The 14,303-nt window shown below is 45.0% G+C and carries 12 protein-coding genes; all 12 read left to right on the top strand.

Going from position 1 to position 14,303, the window contains the following annotated elements:
* Positions 1 to 26: 26 nt before the first annotated feature.
* Complete coding sequence (gene bamA, locus ACE1OE_RS15535) at positions 27 to 2,462, top strand: outer membrane protein assembly factor BamA (protein WP_449211588.1); 2,436 nt, start codon at positions 27 to 29, stop codon at positions 2,460 to 2,462.
* A gap of 84 nt (positions 2,463 to 2,546) precedes the next feature.
* Positions 2,547 to 3,047 carry an OmpH family outer membrane protein gene (locus tag ACE1OE_RS15530; RefSeq protein WP_198593091.1) on the top strand — a complete coding sequence of 167 codons (501 nt, stop codon included), beginning with the start codon at positions 2,547 to 2,549 and terminating at the stop codon, positions 3,045 to 3,047.
* A gap of 26 nt (positions 3,048 to 3,073) precedes the next feature.
* Positions 3,074 to 4,102 carry a UDP-3-O-(3-hydroxymyristoyl)glucosamine N-acyltransferase gene (lpxD, locus tag ACE1OE_RS15525; protein WP_449211587.1) on the top strand — a complete coding sequence of 343 codons (1,029 nt, stop codon included), beginning with the start codon at positions 3,074 to 3,076 and terminating at the stop codon, positions 4,100 to 4,102.
* 170 nt (positions 4,103 to 4,272) lie between these two features.
* Positions 4,273 to 4,704 carry a 3-hydroxyacyl-ACP dehydratase FabZ gene (fabZ, locus tag ACE1OE_RS15520; protein WP_449211626.1) on the top strand — a complete coding sequence of 144 codons (432 nt, stop codon included), beginning with the start codon at positions 4,273 to 4,275 and terminating at the stop codon, positions 4,702 to 4,704.
* A 1-nt stretch (position 4,705) separates the two neighbouring features.
* Entirely contained in the window at positions 4,706 to 5,494 is a 789-nt protein-coding gene (lpxA, locus tag ACE1OE_RS15515) for an acyl-ACP--UDP-N-acetylglucosamine O-acyltransferase (protein ID WP_449211586.1), read from the top strand.
* 118 nt (positions 5,495 to 5,612) lie between these two features.
* On the top strand, positions 5,613 to 6,752 hold the full coding sequence (gene lpxB / locus ACE1OE_RS15510; RefSeq protein WP_449211585.1) for a lipid-A-disaccharide synthase: 1,140 nt from the start codon (positions 5,613 to 5,615) through the stop codon (positions 6,750 to 6,752).
* A gap of 17 nt (positions 6,753 to 6,769) precedes the next feature.
* Positions 6,770 to 7,390, top strand: coding sequence for a ribonuclease HII (gene rnhB / locus ACE1OE_RS15505; RefSeq protein WP_372062838.1), 621 nt, complete (start codon positions 6,770 to 6,772; stop codon positions 7,388 to 7,390).
* A 44-nt stretch (positions 7,391 to 7,434) separates the two neighbouring features.
* Positions 7,435 to 10,914, top strand: coding sequence for a DNA polymerase III subunit alpha (dnaE, locus tag ACE1OE_RS15500; protein ID WP_449211584.1), 3,480 nt, complete (start codon positions 7,435 to 7,437; stop codon positions 10,912 to 10,914).
* A gap of 49 nt (positions 10,915 to 10,963) precedes the next feature.
* Positions 10,964 to 11,923, top strand: coding sequence for an acetyl-CoA carboxylase carboxyl transferase subunit alpha (gene accA / locus ACE1OE_RS15495; RefSeq protein WP_102469665.1), 960 nt, complete (start codon positions 10,964 to 10,966; stop codon positions 11,921 to 11,923).
* Between the two features lie 66 nt (positions 11,924 to 11,989).
* Positions 11,990 to 13,378 carry a tRNA lysidine(34) synthetase TilS gene (gene tilS / locus ACE1OE_RS15490; RefSeq protein ID WP_449211583.1) on the top strand — a complete coding sequence of 463 codons (1,389 nt, stop codon included), beginning with the start codon at positions 11,990 to 11,992 and terminating at the stop codon, positions 13,376 to 13,378.
* 108 nt (positions 13,379 to 13,486) lie between these two features.
* Positions 13,487 to 13,798, top strand: a complete 312-nt coding sequence (locus tag ACE1OE_RS15485; protein ID WP_102469690.1) for a c-type cytochrome — start codon at positions 13,487 to 13,489, stop codon at positions 13,796 to 13,798.
* A 117-nt stretch (positions 13,799 to 13,915) separates the two neighbouring features.
* Entirely contained in the window at positions 13,916 to 14,254 is a 339-nt protein-coding gene (glnB, locus tag ACE1OE_RS15480; RefSeq protein ID WP_102469667.1) for a nitrogen regulatory protein P-II, read from the top strand.
* Positions 14,255 to 14,303: the final 49 nt, after the last annotated feature.

The following is a 14,303-nucleotide window of genomic DNA, read 5'->3' as shown; positions in this document are numbered from 1 at the left end:
TTAGCAAAGGATTAATTAGAGCAGGTATGGCGATTAAGCATTTTCTATTCGCGTCTCTACTAGCGACCAGTGTGTCGGCGAATGGAGCTGAGGATTTTGTTGTACAGGATATTCGTATTGAAGGATTACAAAGGGTGGCACTTGGTGCTGCTCTATTGAAAATGCCAGTACGGATCGGTGACACGGTTGACGGGAAGGATATCTCAGAGATCATTAATGCACTTTATAAATCAGGGAACTTTGAAGATATCAAAGTGTTACGTGATCAAGATGCGTTAGTGGTAAAAGTAAAAGAACGACCAACGATTGCCAGTATTTCCTTTTCAGGAAACGAGGCAATTAAAGAAGAACAGCTGCAACAGAACCTAGATGCATCCGGTGTACTTGTCGGTGAGGCGCTCGATCGCACCACACTAAGTAACATTGAAAAAGGGTTAGAAGACTTTTATTACAGCGTGGGTAAATACAACGCTAAGGTTCAAGCGGTTGTGACGCCACTGCCACGAAATCGTTCGGACCTAAAGTTTGTCTTTACTGAGGGTGTGTCGGCGAAAATAAAACAGATTAACTTCATTGGTAACAAAGTGTTTACTGATAGTGAGTTACGTTCTCGTTTTAACCTAAATGTCGATGTTGCATGGTGGAATTTCCTAGCGGATGACAAGTATCAGAAGCAAGTCCTTGCCGGTGATATTGAAGCGCTTAAATCGTATTACCTTGATCGCGGCTATCTGAAGTTTAAGGTTGATACGACTCAGGTTTCGATCTCGCCAGACAAAAAAGGCGTCTACATCACCTTAGGGATAGATGAGGGGGCACCTTATCAAGTCGAAAACGTGAAGTTTCGTGGCCAACTCATTGGTAAAGAAGCCGATTTTAAAGCCATGGTTCCATTCCAGGATGGTGATACCTACAACGGCTCTAGCGTGACTGCGTTAGAAGAGAGCATCAAGCGTGAACTCGGTCAGTCAGGGTATGCTTATCCACAGGTTCGTACGATTCCTGAATTTGATGACGAGAATAATACCGTATCCTTAGTTATTAACGTTGAGTCGGGTAATCGGATCTATGTCCGTGATATTCGTTTTACCGGCAACAACTCGACGAAAGATGAAGTATTGCGACGTGAAATGCGTCAGATGGAATCCAGTTGGTTAAACTCCAAATCTATCGATGTTGGTAAGGATCGTCTTAACCGTCTTGGCTTTTTTGAAACGGTCGATGTGCAAACGGTTCGAGTACCGGGCTCGGAAGACCAAGTTGACTTGGTGTATGACGTCAAAGAAGCGAACTCAGGCAGTGTAAACTTTGGTGTTGGTTATGGTACTGAATCGGGTATCAGCTTCCAGGTCGGACTGCAGCAAGATAACTTTGCTGGTAGTGGCGATCGCGTTGGTATCAGCGCCATGACCAATAAATACCAAAAAAATGTCACACTGGATTATCGAGACCCATACTGGAACCTAGATGGTGTCAGTCTGGGTGGTCAGATTTTCTATAACGAATTCGAGGCTTCTAAAGCTGGGATTATTGACTATACCGACCAAAGTTATGGGGCAAGTTTGACGTGGGGTTTCCCCGTTGATGAACTGAACTACTTAGAGTTTGGTGGTGGTTATACGCATAGCCGATTAGGCAACATCAAAGAATACGTTCAGATAGAAAAATTCTTACAAGCACAAGCCGATAATATTGATGCTGATGGAAATCTTCTTACCGATGATTTCCATATGACAGCAGCATGGACTCGAAACAACCTAAACCGAGGTCGTTTCCCGACAGCCGGCAACCATCAAAAACTCTATGGTAAAGTGACGGTTCCTGGATCGGATGTTCAATACTTCAAGAGTCAATATGATATAAGACAATACTTTCCTATAACACAAAGTCACAATTTTACGTTATTGTTGAAAGGCCGATTAGGTTACGGTAATGGTTATGGGCAAACCAATGGCAACGATAACCTGTTGCCATTCTATGAAAACTTTTATGTGGGTGGTTTCTCAACACTGCGTGGCTTTAGGCAGAACTCAGTGGGGCCAAAAGCGGTCTATGATGACCCTAACGGCTGTTCCAGTAATGCCGGTGGTAATAACCCATGTTATTCCGCGACAGAACAGTCAGTAGGTGGTAATGCGGTTGCGCTTGCGAGTGTGGAGTTAATTGTTCCTACTCCGTTTGCATCGGATGAGTTCCGTAACCAGATTCGTACCAGTGTCTTTGTTGATGCTGCAAGCTTATGGGATACTGAATTTACTCATATCGCCGCTGACCCTAACATGTCCGGAAAAGAGTATTATTATGATTATTCGGATCCTTCAAATTACCGTGCATCTGTAGGGGTCGCGGTGCAATGGATGTCTCCGATGGGACCATTGGTATTTTCATTAGCAACGCCAATCAAGAAGTTTGAAGGTGATAAAACAGAAGCCTTTACCTTTACGATCGGTAATACGTTCTAGCGTTAGAACTAATACATAAACTATAGACTCATACATTAAGGCTATAGAACTTATATACACACAGAGGAATTGACCTTGAAAAAAATGATGAAAGCGGCTGGTCTTGGCCTTGTTATCCTAACGTCTTCACTTTTTGCTAATGCGGCAGAAGCGGCGCAAAAAATTGGCTATGTGAATACGCTGCAGGTATTCCAAGCTTTACCACAGCGCGAGGCAGTTCTTCAGAAGCTTCAAAATGAATTCAAAGATAAAGCGGCAGAGCTGCAAGCAATCCAAGCTGACGCGGCTAAGAAAATGGAAAAACTGCAACGTGATGGCGAGCTGCTAGGTTCTGAGGAAGTTGAGAAACTTCGCATTGAAATCGGTCAACTTGACAGTAAGTACAAGATTAAAGGTCAAGCACTTGAGAAAGCAAGTCAACGTCGCGAAGCCGAAGAAAAACAGAAACTATTTAAAGTGATTCAAGAAGCGGTTGAGAAAGTAGCGAAGAAAGAAGGCTACGATATGATTATTGATATCCAAGCGGTAGGTTACGCGAAAGAAGACTTCAATATTTCACAAAACGTTATCGACTCACTTAAGTAATAGATTAGCAACACGGTAGGACAATTATGACTGAAATGACGTTGGCTCAGCTCGCTGAGATTACTGATGCGGAGCTGCATGGCGATGAGAATACTATCATTCGCGCGGTGGCACCGATGGATAGCGCTGCAAAGGGCGAGATTACGTTTCTAACGAACGTAAAGTATGCGAAACATCTCGCTCAAAGTAACGCTTCCGCAGTCATGGTTAAAGCCTCTGAGCTGAAGCATTGTCAAACCAATGCTTTGGTTGTTGCTGACCCTTATATTGCTTATGCAAAAGTGGCGCAAGCGCTAGATCATACTCCTGAAGCCGCAGATGGCATCGCACCTAGCGCCGTCATTTCACCTGATGCAACAATCGGTAATAATGTGTCGGTAGGGGCAAACGCTGTCATTGAATCGGGTGCTGTACTCGGCGACCATGTACAAATAGGCCCAGGCAGCTTTATTGGCAAGGGTGCTAAGTTGGGAGCGCACACTAAGCTGTGGGCAAATGTGAGCATTTATCACCATGTGGAACTCGGTGAACAGTGCCTCGTTCAGTCAGGTGCCGTCATTGGCTCTGATGGCTTTGGTTATGCGAATGAGAAAGGCGAATGGATTAAAATTCCACAAACCGGTACGGTTCGCATTGGCAACCGTGTTGAAATTGGTGCATGTACGACGATTGATCGCGGCGCTCTTGACGATACCATCATTGAAGACAATGTGATCATTGATAATCAATTGCAGATCGCGCACAACGTGCACGTTGGATATGGTACGGCCTTAGCCGGTGGCACCATCATTGCAGGCAGTACAACGATTGGTAAATACTGTCAGATTGGTGGTGGTACGGTCATCAACGGGCACATTGAAATTGTCGATGGTGTTATCGTGACCGGTATGGGTATGGTGATGAGAGGCATTTCAGAGAAAGGTATCTACTCGTCTGGTATTCCATTGCAAACGAATAAAGAATGGCGCAAAACAGCGGCACGTGTGCATCGTATCGATGACATGAATAAGCGACTCAAAATGGCTGAGAAACAGTTAAGTGATAAAGAAGACTAGAATCGTTTCTTCTTTTCAAAAAGGCTCGCCATTTGCGGGTCTTTTTATTGTTTGTACACTAGCATCTTACGCCCACTCACTGCCACTTAGCAGGATTTGGGTATATAATGCCTGTAGTAAGATATAAGAATTAAATTAGGAATAAGACTTTGAGTACTGATACTAAAACAATGACCATCACTGAAATTCAAGAATTGCTGCCTCACCGCTACCCGTTTCTATTGATTGATCGTGTGACAGATTATGAAGAAGAAAAATATCTTAAGGCAATCAAAAACGTATCAGTCAATGAACCTCAGTTCACCGGTCACTTTCCTCAAATGCCTGTTTTCCCAGGAGTGTTAATCTTAGAGGCGATGGCACAAGCAACAGGCTTGTTGGCATTCAAATCTTTTGGTGCGCCTCAAGGTAATGAACTGTATTACTTCGCCAGTGTTGATAAAGCAAAGTTCCGTAAACCCGTTACACCGGGCGATCAGCTGATTATAGAAGTGGAGTTCCTCAAAGAGCGCCGCGGTATTGCTGCCTTTACTGGTGTTGCCAAAGTAGATGGCGAAGTGGTGTGCTCTGCTGAACTAAAATGTGCCCGTCGAGAGTTCTAATATGATTCATGAAACCGCTAAAATCCATCCAAGTGCAGTGATTGAAGGTAACGTCAGTATTGGTGCTAACTCCACTGTCGGTCCTTTCACTTATATTTCTGGTGATGTAACGATCGGTGCAAATAACGAGATTATGTCGCATGTCGTTATCAAAGGTAACACGATATTAGGCGATGATAACCGTGTCTTTCCACAGGCCATTATTGGTGAAGAAAACCAAGATAAGAAATATGGCGGTGAAGATACTCGAGTCATTGTAGGTAATCGCAATGTTATCCGTGAAAGCGTCCAGATCCATCGTGGTACGACTCAGGATAAGACACAAACTGTCGTGGGTGACGATAACCTACTCTGTGTGAACGCTCATATTGCTCATGACGTGATTGTTGGAAATCATACGCATATTGGTAACAATGCCATTCTTGGTGGTCATGTTACGGTTGGTGATTATGCAGGTGTGATGGCACTATCGGCTATCCATCCTTTTTGTACTGTAGGCGCTTATGCGTATGTTGGTGGTTGTTCTGCCGTCGTTCAAGACGTTCCAGCTTACGTGTTAGCACAAGGTAACCATGCCACCCCATTTGGGTTAAACCTTGTAGGGTTAAAACGTAATGGTTTTGAAAAACCGGAGCTACGCGCGCTTCAAAAAGCCTACAAAGAGATGTATCGCTCAGGAAAAACATTAGCGGAGGCTAAGCCTCTATTGGTAGAGTTGGCTGTTGAGTTTCCTTCAGTCAATCGACTCATCGATAGCTTTGAAAATTCAGAGCGCGGCATTATTCGCTAATTATACAAAGGCTAAGCATGTAAAGGCTGAGCTAGAAAAAGATCGCGGGTACTATACTTAGCGGTCTTTTTGTCTTTTAGGAATGATAGAATCTAACACGTTTACAAAGGTATAAATCATGGCAAGAGCACTCCGAATCGGCATTGTAGCGGGCGAATTATCCGGGGATACCTTAGGTGAAGGATTCATTAAGGCGATCAAACAGCGTTATCCTGACGCTGAGTTTGTCGGCATTGGTGGGCCTAAAATGATCGCCCAAGGCTGTGAGTCTTTGTTTGATATGGAAGAATTGGCCGTAATGGGCCTCGTCGAGGTGTTAGGACGACTTCGGCGTTTACTTCATGTCAAAGCGGAGTTGGTACGTTATTTTACTCACAACCCCGTTGACGTGTTTGTCGGTATTGATGCTCCGGATTTTAACCTTCGCTTAGAGTTGGACCTGAAAAAATCGGGAACGCCAACCGTCCATTACGTGAGTCCATCAGTATGGGCATGGCGCCAAAAACGTATCATAAAAATTGGTGAAGCCACTAATTTAGTCTTAGCATTTTTGCCTTTTGAAAAAGCATTTTACGATAAACATAATGTGCCATGTGAATTTGTTGGTCATACGTTAGCAGATGCTATCCCGTTGGAATCAGATAAGGTTTCTGCCCGTGATTTGTTAGGCCTTGAGCAAGATAAAACCTGGTTAGCCGTGCTGCCTGGTAGCCGAAACAATGAACTTAACATGTTGTCACAGCCCTTTATAGAAACCTGCCAACGACTTCATCAAGATAACCCTAATTTAGGGTTTGTTGTCGCCGCTGTGAATGACAAACGCAAACAACAGTTTGTACAAGCCTGGCAAGCATTCGCGCCTGAATTGGATTTTCATATTGTGCAAGATACCGCGCGCAATGTAATTACCGCATCTGATGTCGTGTTACTTGCCTCTGGTACGGTGGCCTTGGAATGTATGCTGATCAAAAGACCTATGGTTGTTGGTTATAAAATGAATGCCATCACGACCTTTTTAGCGAAGCGATTAGTCAAAACCAAGTATGTATCTCTGCCGAATATACTCGCTGATGATGGTATCGTTGAAGAGTGCTTAATGGACGCCTGCACGGTCGAAAATCTGTATAATGCACTGACGAAATTACTGAGCAGTGATAATTCAGAGGTGTTGTCTCAATTTACCGAGATGCATCATTGGATCCGCAAAAATGCTGACGAACAAGCCGCCAAGGCAGTACTAAAGCTCATTGATAAATAAAGAATTAAGTGAAAAATATGACTAAAAAAGCGCCAGTAGAGATTCCTCCATTTGAGTACCCGCAGGGATATCGCCTAATTGCTGGCGTCGATGAGGTTGGACGTGGTCCATTGGTGGGGGATGTCGTGACAGCCGCGGTCATCCTTGACCCTCAGAATCCAATATTGGGGTTGTCGGATTCGAAAAAACTCTCAGAGAAGAAACGTTTGGCGTTATTTCCTGAAATTCAGGAAAAAGCATTGGCGTGGGCGGTTGGGCGTTGTTCGCCCGAAGAAATTGATGAGCTCAATATCCTGCAGGCCACCATGGTCGCGATGCAACGTGCCGTCGCTGGGTTGAAGGTCACACCGGACCTTGTGTTGATCGATGGCAACCGTACACCGAGCCTACCGGTCGACGCTCAAGCTGTCGTCAAAGGTGATCTTCGAGTCGCCGAAATAAGTGCCGCTTCCATTATTGCTAAGGTGATTCGTGATTCAGAGATGGAAGAGTTAGATAAGCGTCATCCCCAATTTGGCTTTGCTCAACACAAGGGATACCCGACCAAAGCGCATTTTTCTGCAATTGAGCAGTATGGCGTTATTGATGAACATCGTAAAAGCTTCAAACCAGTGAAGCGAGTGCTGGGCATTGAATAGCACGATGTTAGTGAACCAACCTGTTGCAGTATTTAGGACGTAGAATGTCAGATCCCAAGTTTATACACCTTCGTGTACATAGTGATTACTCAATGGTCGATGGCTTATCGAAAGTGCCGCCATTAGTAAAAAAAGTCGCTTCAATGGGAATGCCTGCAATCGCGCTTACCGATTTTACTAACCTTTGTGGCCTCGTAAAGTTTTATAGTAATGCTCATTCGTCGGGTATTAAGCCTATCATTGGCGCTGATTTTGCCATGCAGTCTGACGAGTTTGGTGACGAACTGACGAGTGTCACGGTATTGGCCACCACCAATGTCGGTTATAACAATTTAACATTATTGATTTCAAAGGCCTATCTACGCGGTCACGTGCAACACCAACCTGTTATCGATAAAAGTTGGTTGGCGGATCTTGCTGAGGGTTTGATTGTACTATCAGGTGCAAAAAACGGTGAAATCGGTAAAGCATTGTTGAAAGGTAATCGTGCGTTAGCACTTCAGTGTGCTGAGTTTTACCAAACGCACTTTGACAACCATTTTTATGTCGAATTAATGCGTACTGGCCGACCGGACGAAGAAAGTTATTTGCACTTTGCCATTGAGCTTGCCCATGAGTGTGACCTACCCGTTGTCGCGACAAACGAGGTGGTTTTTGTTGAGTCCGAACTATTCGATGCTCATGAAATCCGGGTTGCGATCCACGATGGTTACACCATTGATGACCCTAAGCGTCCGAAACGATATAGCGCTCAGCAGTATCTTCGCACCGAAGAGGAAATGTGTGAGCTTTTCGCGGATATTCCCGAGGCCTTGCAGAACTCAGTAGAAATAGCCAAACGATGCAATGTTACTGTCCGCCTAGATGAGTACTTTCTTCCCGCTTTCCCGACGGAAGGGATGTTGGAGACGGACTTCTTAGTGAAGAAATCACAAGAAGGACTGGAAGAGCGACTTGAATTCTTATTCCCGGATGCAGAGGAAAGAGAAAAGCGTCGCCCTGATTACGATGATCGCTTAAGAATTGAACTTGATGTTGTCAACCAGATGGGCTTTCCTGGCTACTTCCTTATCGTAATGGAGTTCATTCAGTGGTCAAAAGACAACGATATTCCAGTCGGTCCAGGGCGTGGTTCAGGTGCTGGTTCATTGGTTGCTTACGCGCTAAAAATTACTGACTTAGACCCGCTTGAATACGACCTACTATTCGAACGTTTTCTTAACCCTGAACGAGTATCCATGCCCGATTTTGATATCGACTTTTGTATGGATAAACGTGATCAGGTGATCGACCACGTGGCCGAGATGTATGGCCGAGACGCGGTATCACAGATCATCACGTTTGGTACCATGGCGGCGAAGGCGGTAATAAGAGACGTAGGTCGAGTGCTGGGGCATCCGTTTGGTTTTGTCGATCGAATCTCAAAATTAATTCCACCGGATCCAGGGATGACGCTGGAAAAAGCGTTTAAGGCCGAGCCAGCATTACCACAACTTTATGAAGCCGATGAAGAGGTGCGTGACCTAATTGATATGTGTCGCATCTTAGAAGGCTGTACCCGAAATGCGGGTAAGCACGCGGGTGGTGTGGTGATCTCTCCAACGACGATCACTGATTTTGCGCCAATCTATGCGGATGCTGAGGGTAACTTTCCGGTTACACAGTTTGATAAGAACGATGTAGAAACCGCGGGTCTGGTTAAGTTTGATTTCTTGGGATTAAGAACGCTCACCATTATAGATTGGGCGTTAGGGCTGATTAACCCAAGGTTAGAAAAAGAAGGCAAGCCACCGGTTCGAATTGAATCGATACCTTTAGAGGACCCTGCGTCGTTTAGACTATTACAAAACTCAGAAACCACGGCTGTATTCCAATTGGAATCCCGGGGTATGAAAGATTTGATAAAACGGCTCCAGCCCGATTGTTTTGAAGATATTATCGCTTTGGTTGCGCTTTTTCGTCCGGGGCCCTTGCAATCAGGAATGGTTGACAACTTTATCGACCGAAAACATGGTCGAGAAGCGGTCTCTTACCCAGATGAAAAATGGCAACATGAAACACTAAAAGAAACACTCGAACCGACGTATGGCATCATTCTCTATCAAGAGCAGGTTATGCAGATCGCACAAATCTTAGCGGGTTATACGCTGGGTGGTGCCGATATGCTTCGTCGTGCGATGGGTAAGAAAAAACCTGAGGAGATGGCAAAGCAACGGGCTATCTTTGAAGAAGGTGCCATTGCTAATGGGGTTGATGGCGAGCTTTCGATGAAGATCTTCGATCTTGTAGAAAAGTTTGCGGGCTATGGCTTTAACAAGTCGCACTCGGCTGCTTATGCGTTAGTCTCATACCAGACACTCTGGCTAAAAACGCATTATCCAGCTGAGTTCATGGCAGCAGTAATGACTGCAGACATGGATAACACGGAAAAGGTAGTCGGCCTCGTAGACGAATGTTTACGAATGAAAATCAAGTTGCTGCCACCAGATATCAACTCGGGCCTGTACCGCTTTAATGTCGACGGTGATGGTGCTATCGTTTATGGTATTGGTGCGATCAAAGGGGTGGGTGAAGGCCCAATTGACGCCATTATTGAGGCTCGAAATCAAGGTGGGCACTTCCGAGATTTATTTGATTTCTGCGCTCGACTCGACCTGAAAAAGGTGAATAAACGCGTTATTGAAAAACTGATCATGGCTGGGGCATTAGATAGATTAGGGCCTCATCGAGCCGCGTTAATGGCATCGCTTAATGATGCCGTAAAAGCGGCAAGCCAGCATCACCAAGCAGAGGCATTTGGTCAATCGGATATGTTTGGTGTGTTGACTGAAGCGCCAGAGGAAGTGGAACACAAGTACGTCCAAGTTCCGGCGTGGCCAGAGAAGGTCTGGCTGGAAGGGGAACGAGAAACCCTTGGTCTTTATTTGACTGGGCATCCAATAAATGCTTATTTAAGGGAACTGAACAAGTACACCAGTTGTCGACTCAATGAAGCGACACCGACACGAAGAGATCAATCACTGACATTGTCAGGTTTGGTGATTGCCGCAAGAGTAATGACAACCAAGCGAGGTAATCGTATTGGTTTAATGACACTTGACGATCGATCTGGGCGTATGGAAGTGATGTTGTTCTCAGATGCACTAGATAAATATGCTGAATTGCTCGAAAAAGACAAAATAGTGGTCGTTTCTGGACAGGTCAGCTTTGATGACTTCAATGGTGGGCTTAAAATGTCCGCCCGCGAAGTTTTAGATTTAGGAAGCGCGCGCGAGAAATTTACTCGTGGGCTATCAATCTCTTTACTTGAACAGCAAATCGATGAGCGCTTTTATCAGCGTTTCACTGATATCCTAGCGCCACATAAAGCTGGGACCGTGCCGGTAAATATTTATTACCAGCGTGAAGATGCAAGAGCAAAACTAACGTTGGGTACAGAATGGCGTGTTACTCCTAATGACACACTGTTAGAAGAATTACAGCAGTTACTTGGTCAAGACCAGGTAGAACTCGAATTTAACTAATTGGGTCCTCGAATACTATTTTGAGGGCTGAATCGAAAAGGATTCATTGATGAGCTTAAACTTTCTTGAATTTGAAAAACCAATTGCAGAGCTAGAAGCTAAAATTGAAGCGTTACGTGATGTATCCCGCCATGGCGGTGATAGTGCAATTGATTTGGATAAAGAAATTGGACAACTAGAGAAGAAAAGCCTAGAGCTTAAAAAGAAGATCTTTAGTGACTTGGGTGCATGGCAAGTTGCGCAGCTAGCGCGTCACCCTCAACGTCCATATACGCTAGACTATCTTGAGCATGCGTTTACTGAGTTTGACGAGCTTGCTGGCGACCGAGCGTTTGCCGATGATAAAGCCATCGTGGGTGGCATGGCGCGACTTGATGGTCGTCCAGTGATGATTATTGGCCATCAAAAGGGTCGTGAGACGAAAGAAAAGGTACGCCGTAATTTTGGTATGCCGAAACCAGAAGGTTACCGTAAAGCACTTCGTTTGATGGAAATGGCTGAGCGTTTTCAAATGCCGATCATTACTTTCATCGATACGGCTGGTGCGTACCCTGGTGTTGGCGCGGAAGAGCGTGGGCAGTCTGAGGCTATCGCAAAAAACCTAAAGGTCATGTCAGGGCTGAGTGTTCCTATTATTTGTACTGTAGTAGGTGAAGGTGGTTCTGGTGGCGCACTAGCAATTGGTGTGGGTGATTACGTGAACATGCTTCAGTATTCTACGTACTCTGTGATATCTCCAGAAGGGTGTGCTTCTATTCTATGGCGTGATTCTGATAAAGCGCCACAAGCGGCGGAAGCGATGGGCTTAGTTGCCCCTCGTCTTAAAGAGCTCGAATTGATTGACGATATTATCGAAGAGCCGTTAGGCGGCGCACACCGCGATCCAATTCAAATGGCAGAGAATTTAAAAGAGACGTTGTTACGTCAGCTTGATGAATTAGAGCTGCTAGACCAAGAGACATTGCTTGATCGTCGTTACAAGCGTTTAATGAGTTATGGCTACTGCTAATCCTTGATAGGATTAGTATAATAAAGCGAGCATTGGCTCGCTTTATTTGTTTTTGGATATCCCTTTATGTCTCTTTATCAGCAGTTTTCAGACACGTTGTCTACGTCATTAGACACAGCCTCTAAGGTTATATTGGCTTTAAGTGGTGGGATGGACTCACGTGTGTTGCTGCGGTTATTGTCTATTTATTCTCGACAACATCCATACCGAGAGTGCCTTGCTGTGCATGTCCATCATGGCCTGAGTGAACATGCTGACGTTTGGCTTAGCGATTGTGAACGCTGGGCATCGGAAGAAGGGATAGCGTTTGTATCAAATAAGGTCACGCTTGAAATTGATTCCGGAAAAAGTATCGAGAAATTGGCCCGAGATGCACGTTATGGCGTATTGGAACAGTATATGGCGGTATCAGATATATTAATAACGGGGCAACACCTCGACGATCAAGCTGAGACCTTCATGTTGGCGCTTAAAAGGGGCAGTGGACCCAAAGGCTTATCGTCCATGGCTGAAGCTATGTCATGGGGAAAAGGGCATATCGTTCGACCGTTGATAACCGTCCCCCAGAGTGCCATTGCTGCGTATGCTGAAACCGAGGGGTTGCAATGGGTCAATGACGAAAGTAATGCCGATACGCGCTTTGACCGAAACTTTCTGCGTCATGACGTTATGCCTATCATTAATTCTCGCTGGCCAAATTTTGCCCATTCAGTTCATCGAAGCGCGCGCTTGTGTGCAAACCAAGAGTCATTACTTCATGAGATGTTATCGCCAGAGCTCGAAGCTCTGATCAATCCCTTGGGCGGTTTGTCTATATCCGATTTGCAAGCCGCGTCAGCGTTAAAGCGGGATTATCTGTTGAGACTCTGGCTTGAATCGCGTTCGGCTGCGCTACCGAGCGAGCGGCAGCTGCAGATATTGTGGCAAGAAGTCGCGTGTGCATGTCAAGATGCTAATCCAGAGTTACGCTTGGTCAAAGGCTCAGTAAGACGGTTTGATGGGCAGTTATATTGGGTTGATGAGAGGCCTGATATGTCCGCTGTTTCGATTAAGTGGACGCAACATGATGGGGAAGGTGTACCGAATGATAAATTGCAGTCTAATGAGGCGGTATCACCAGGTCAGCAATTACTACCAATGGCGCTAGATTTACCTGATGAATTAGGAACGTTGCGTCTAGCAAAAGCGTATGAAGCGTCCACAATGACGCTGAATAAGGCCCAGTTAACGTCAACAATGTACGTCAGGTTTAACCCTGAAGGGCTGAGCGCTCACCCTCATTCAAGAAATGGCTCCAGAAAACTTAAAAAACTGTATCAAGAATTGAGAATACCAAGCTGGCAACGAAGACGGCTGCCAATTTTAATGATGGACGGTGCGGTGGTTGCTGTTGCTAACTTATTTGTGGATCGAGATTTTTATGGTTCAGATTGTGAACTAATCTGGGACAAGTGACAGGCTTTCATGTCACAATCAACGCATAATAAATCGCCAGATCTGGCATGTTGACTGCAAAGATGTTGTTTTAATCTGGTTTATATGGAAGTAATGGAAGGTAATACAATGAATAAAGTCGTGATTGGTGCCGCACTTGTTGTTGGTCTGTTAAGTGGAACGGCTGTAGCGGCTGATGTCCAAGCCGGTAAAGCGAAAGCGGCGATTTGCGCTGCGTGTCATGGTGCGGACGGCATTGCTGTGATCCCAGGGTACCCAAACCTAAAAGGTCAAAATGAACAGTATCTAGCATCGTCGATCAAAGCCTATAAAAATAAAGAGCGAACAGGTGGTTTAGCGGTCGTGATGCAGGCACAAGCTTCTATGCTAAGTGATGAAGACATCGCCAATGTTGCGGCTTACTATGCAAGTATAAAGTAATTATTACAAAAAATTTTAACCTGAAGCCCGAAGATGTCCTTCGGGCTTTTTGTTTCTATTGATTGTTTTGATGCGCTACCAGATAATATCGATATAAAAGTGATGTAAGGGAACAACATGAAAAAAATTGAAGCGATTATCAAACCTTTTAAATTGGATGACGTGCGTGAAGCACTTGCTGAGGTGGGTATTACCGGAATGACCGTCTCTGAAGTAAAAGGCTTTGGTCGTCAGAAAGGGCATACTGAACTTTATCGTGGTGCTGAATACATGGTCGATTTCTTGCCTAAAGTGAAGCTGGAGATTGTGGTTTCTAGCGACGTTGCGGATCAATGTGTCGATACAATTATTGAGACGGCGCAGACAGGTAAAATCGGCGACGGAAAAATCTTTATTACCGACATCGAACGTGTCGTCCGTATTCGAACGGGTGAAGAAGACGAAGACGCGATTTAATCGCAATCGGCTAAACTATCAAAAGGAGTAGATATCTACTCCTTTTTTG

The organism is Vibrio sp. E150_011 (genome assembly GCF_053544015.1).
This window is presented reverse-complemented; position numbering and strand designations above follow the sequence as displayed.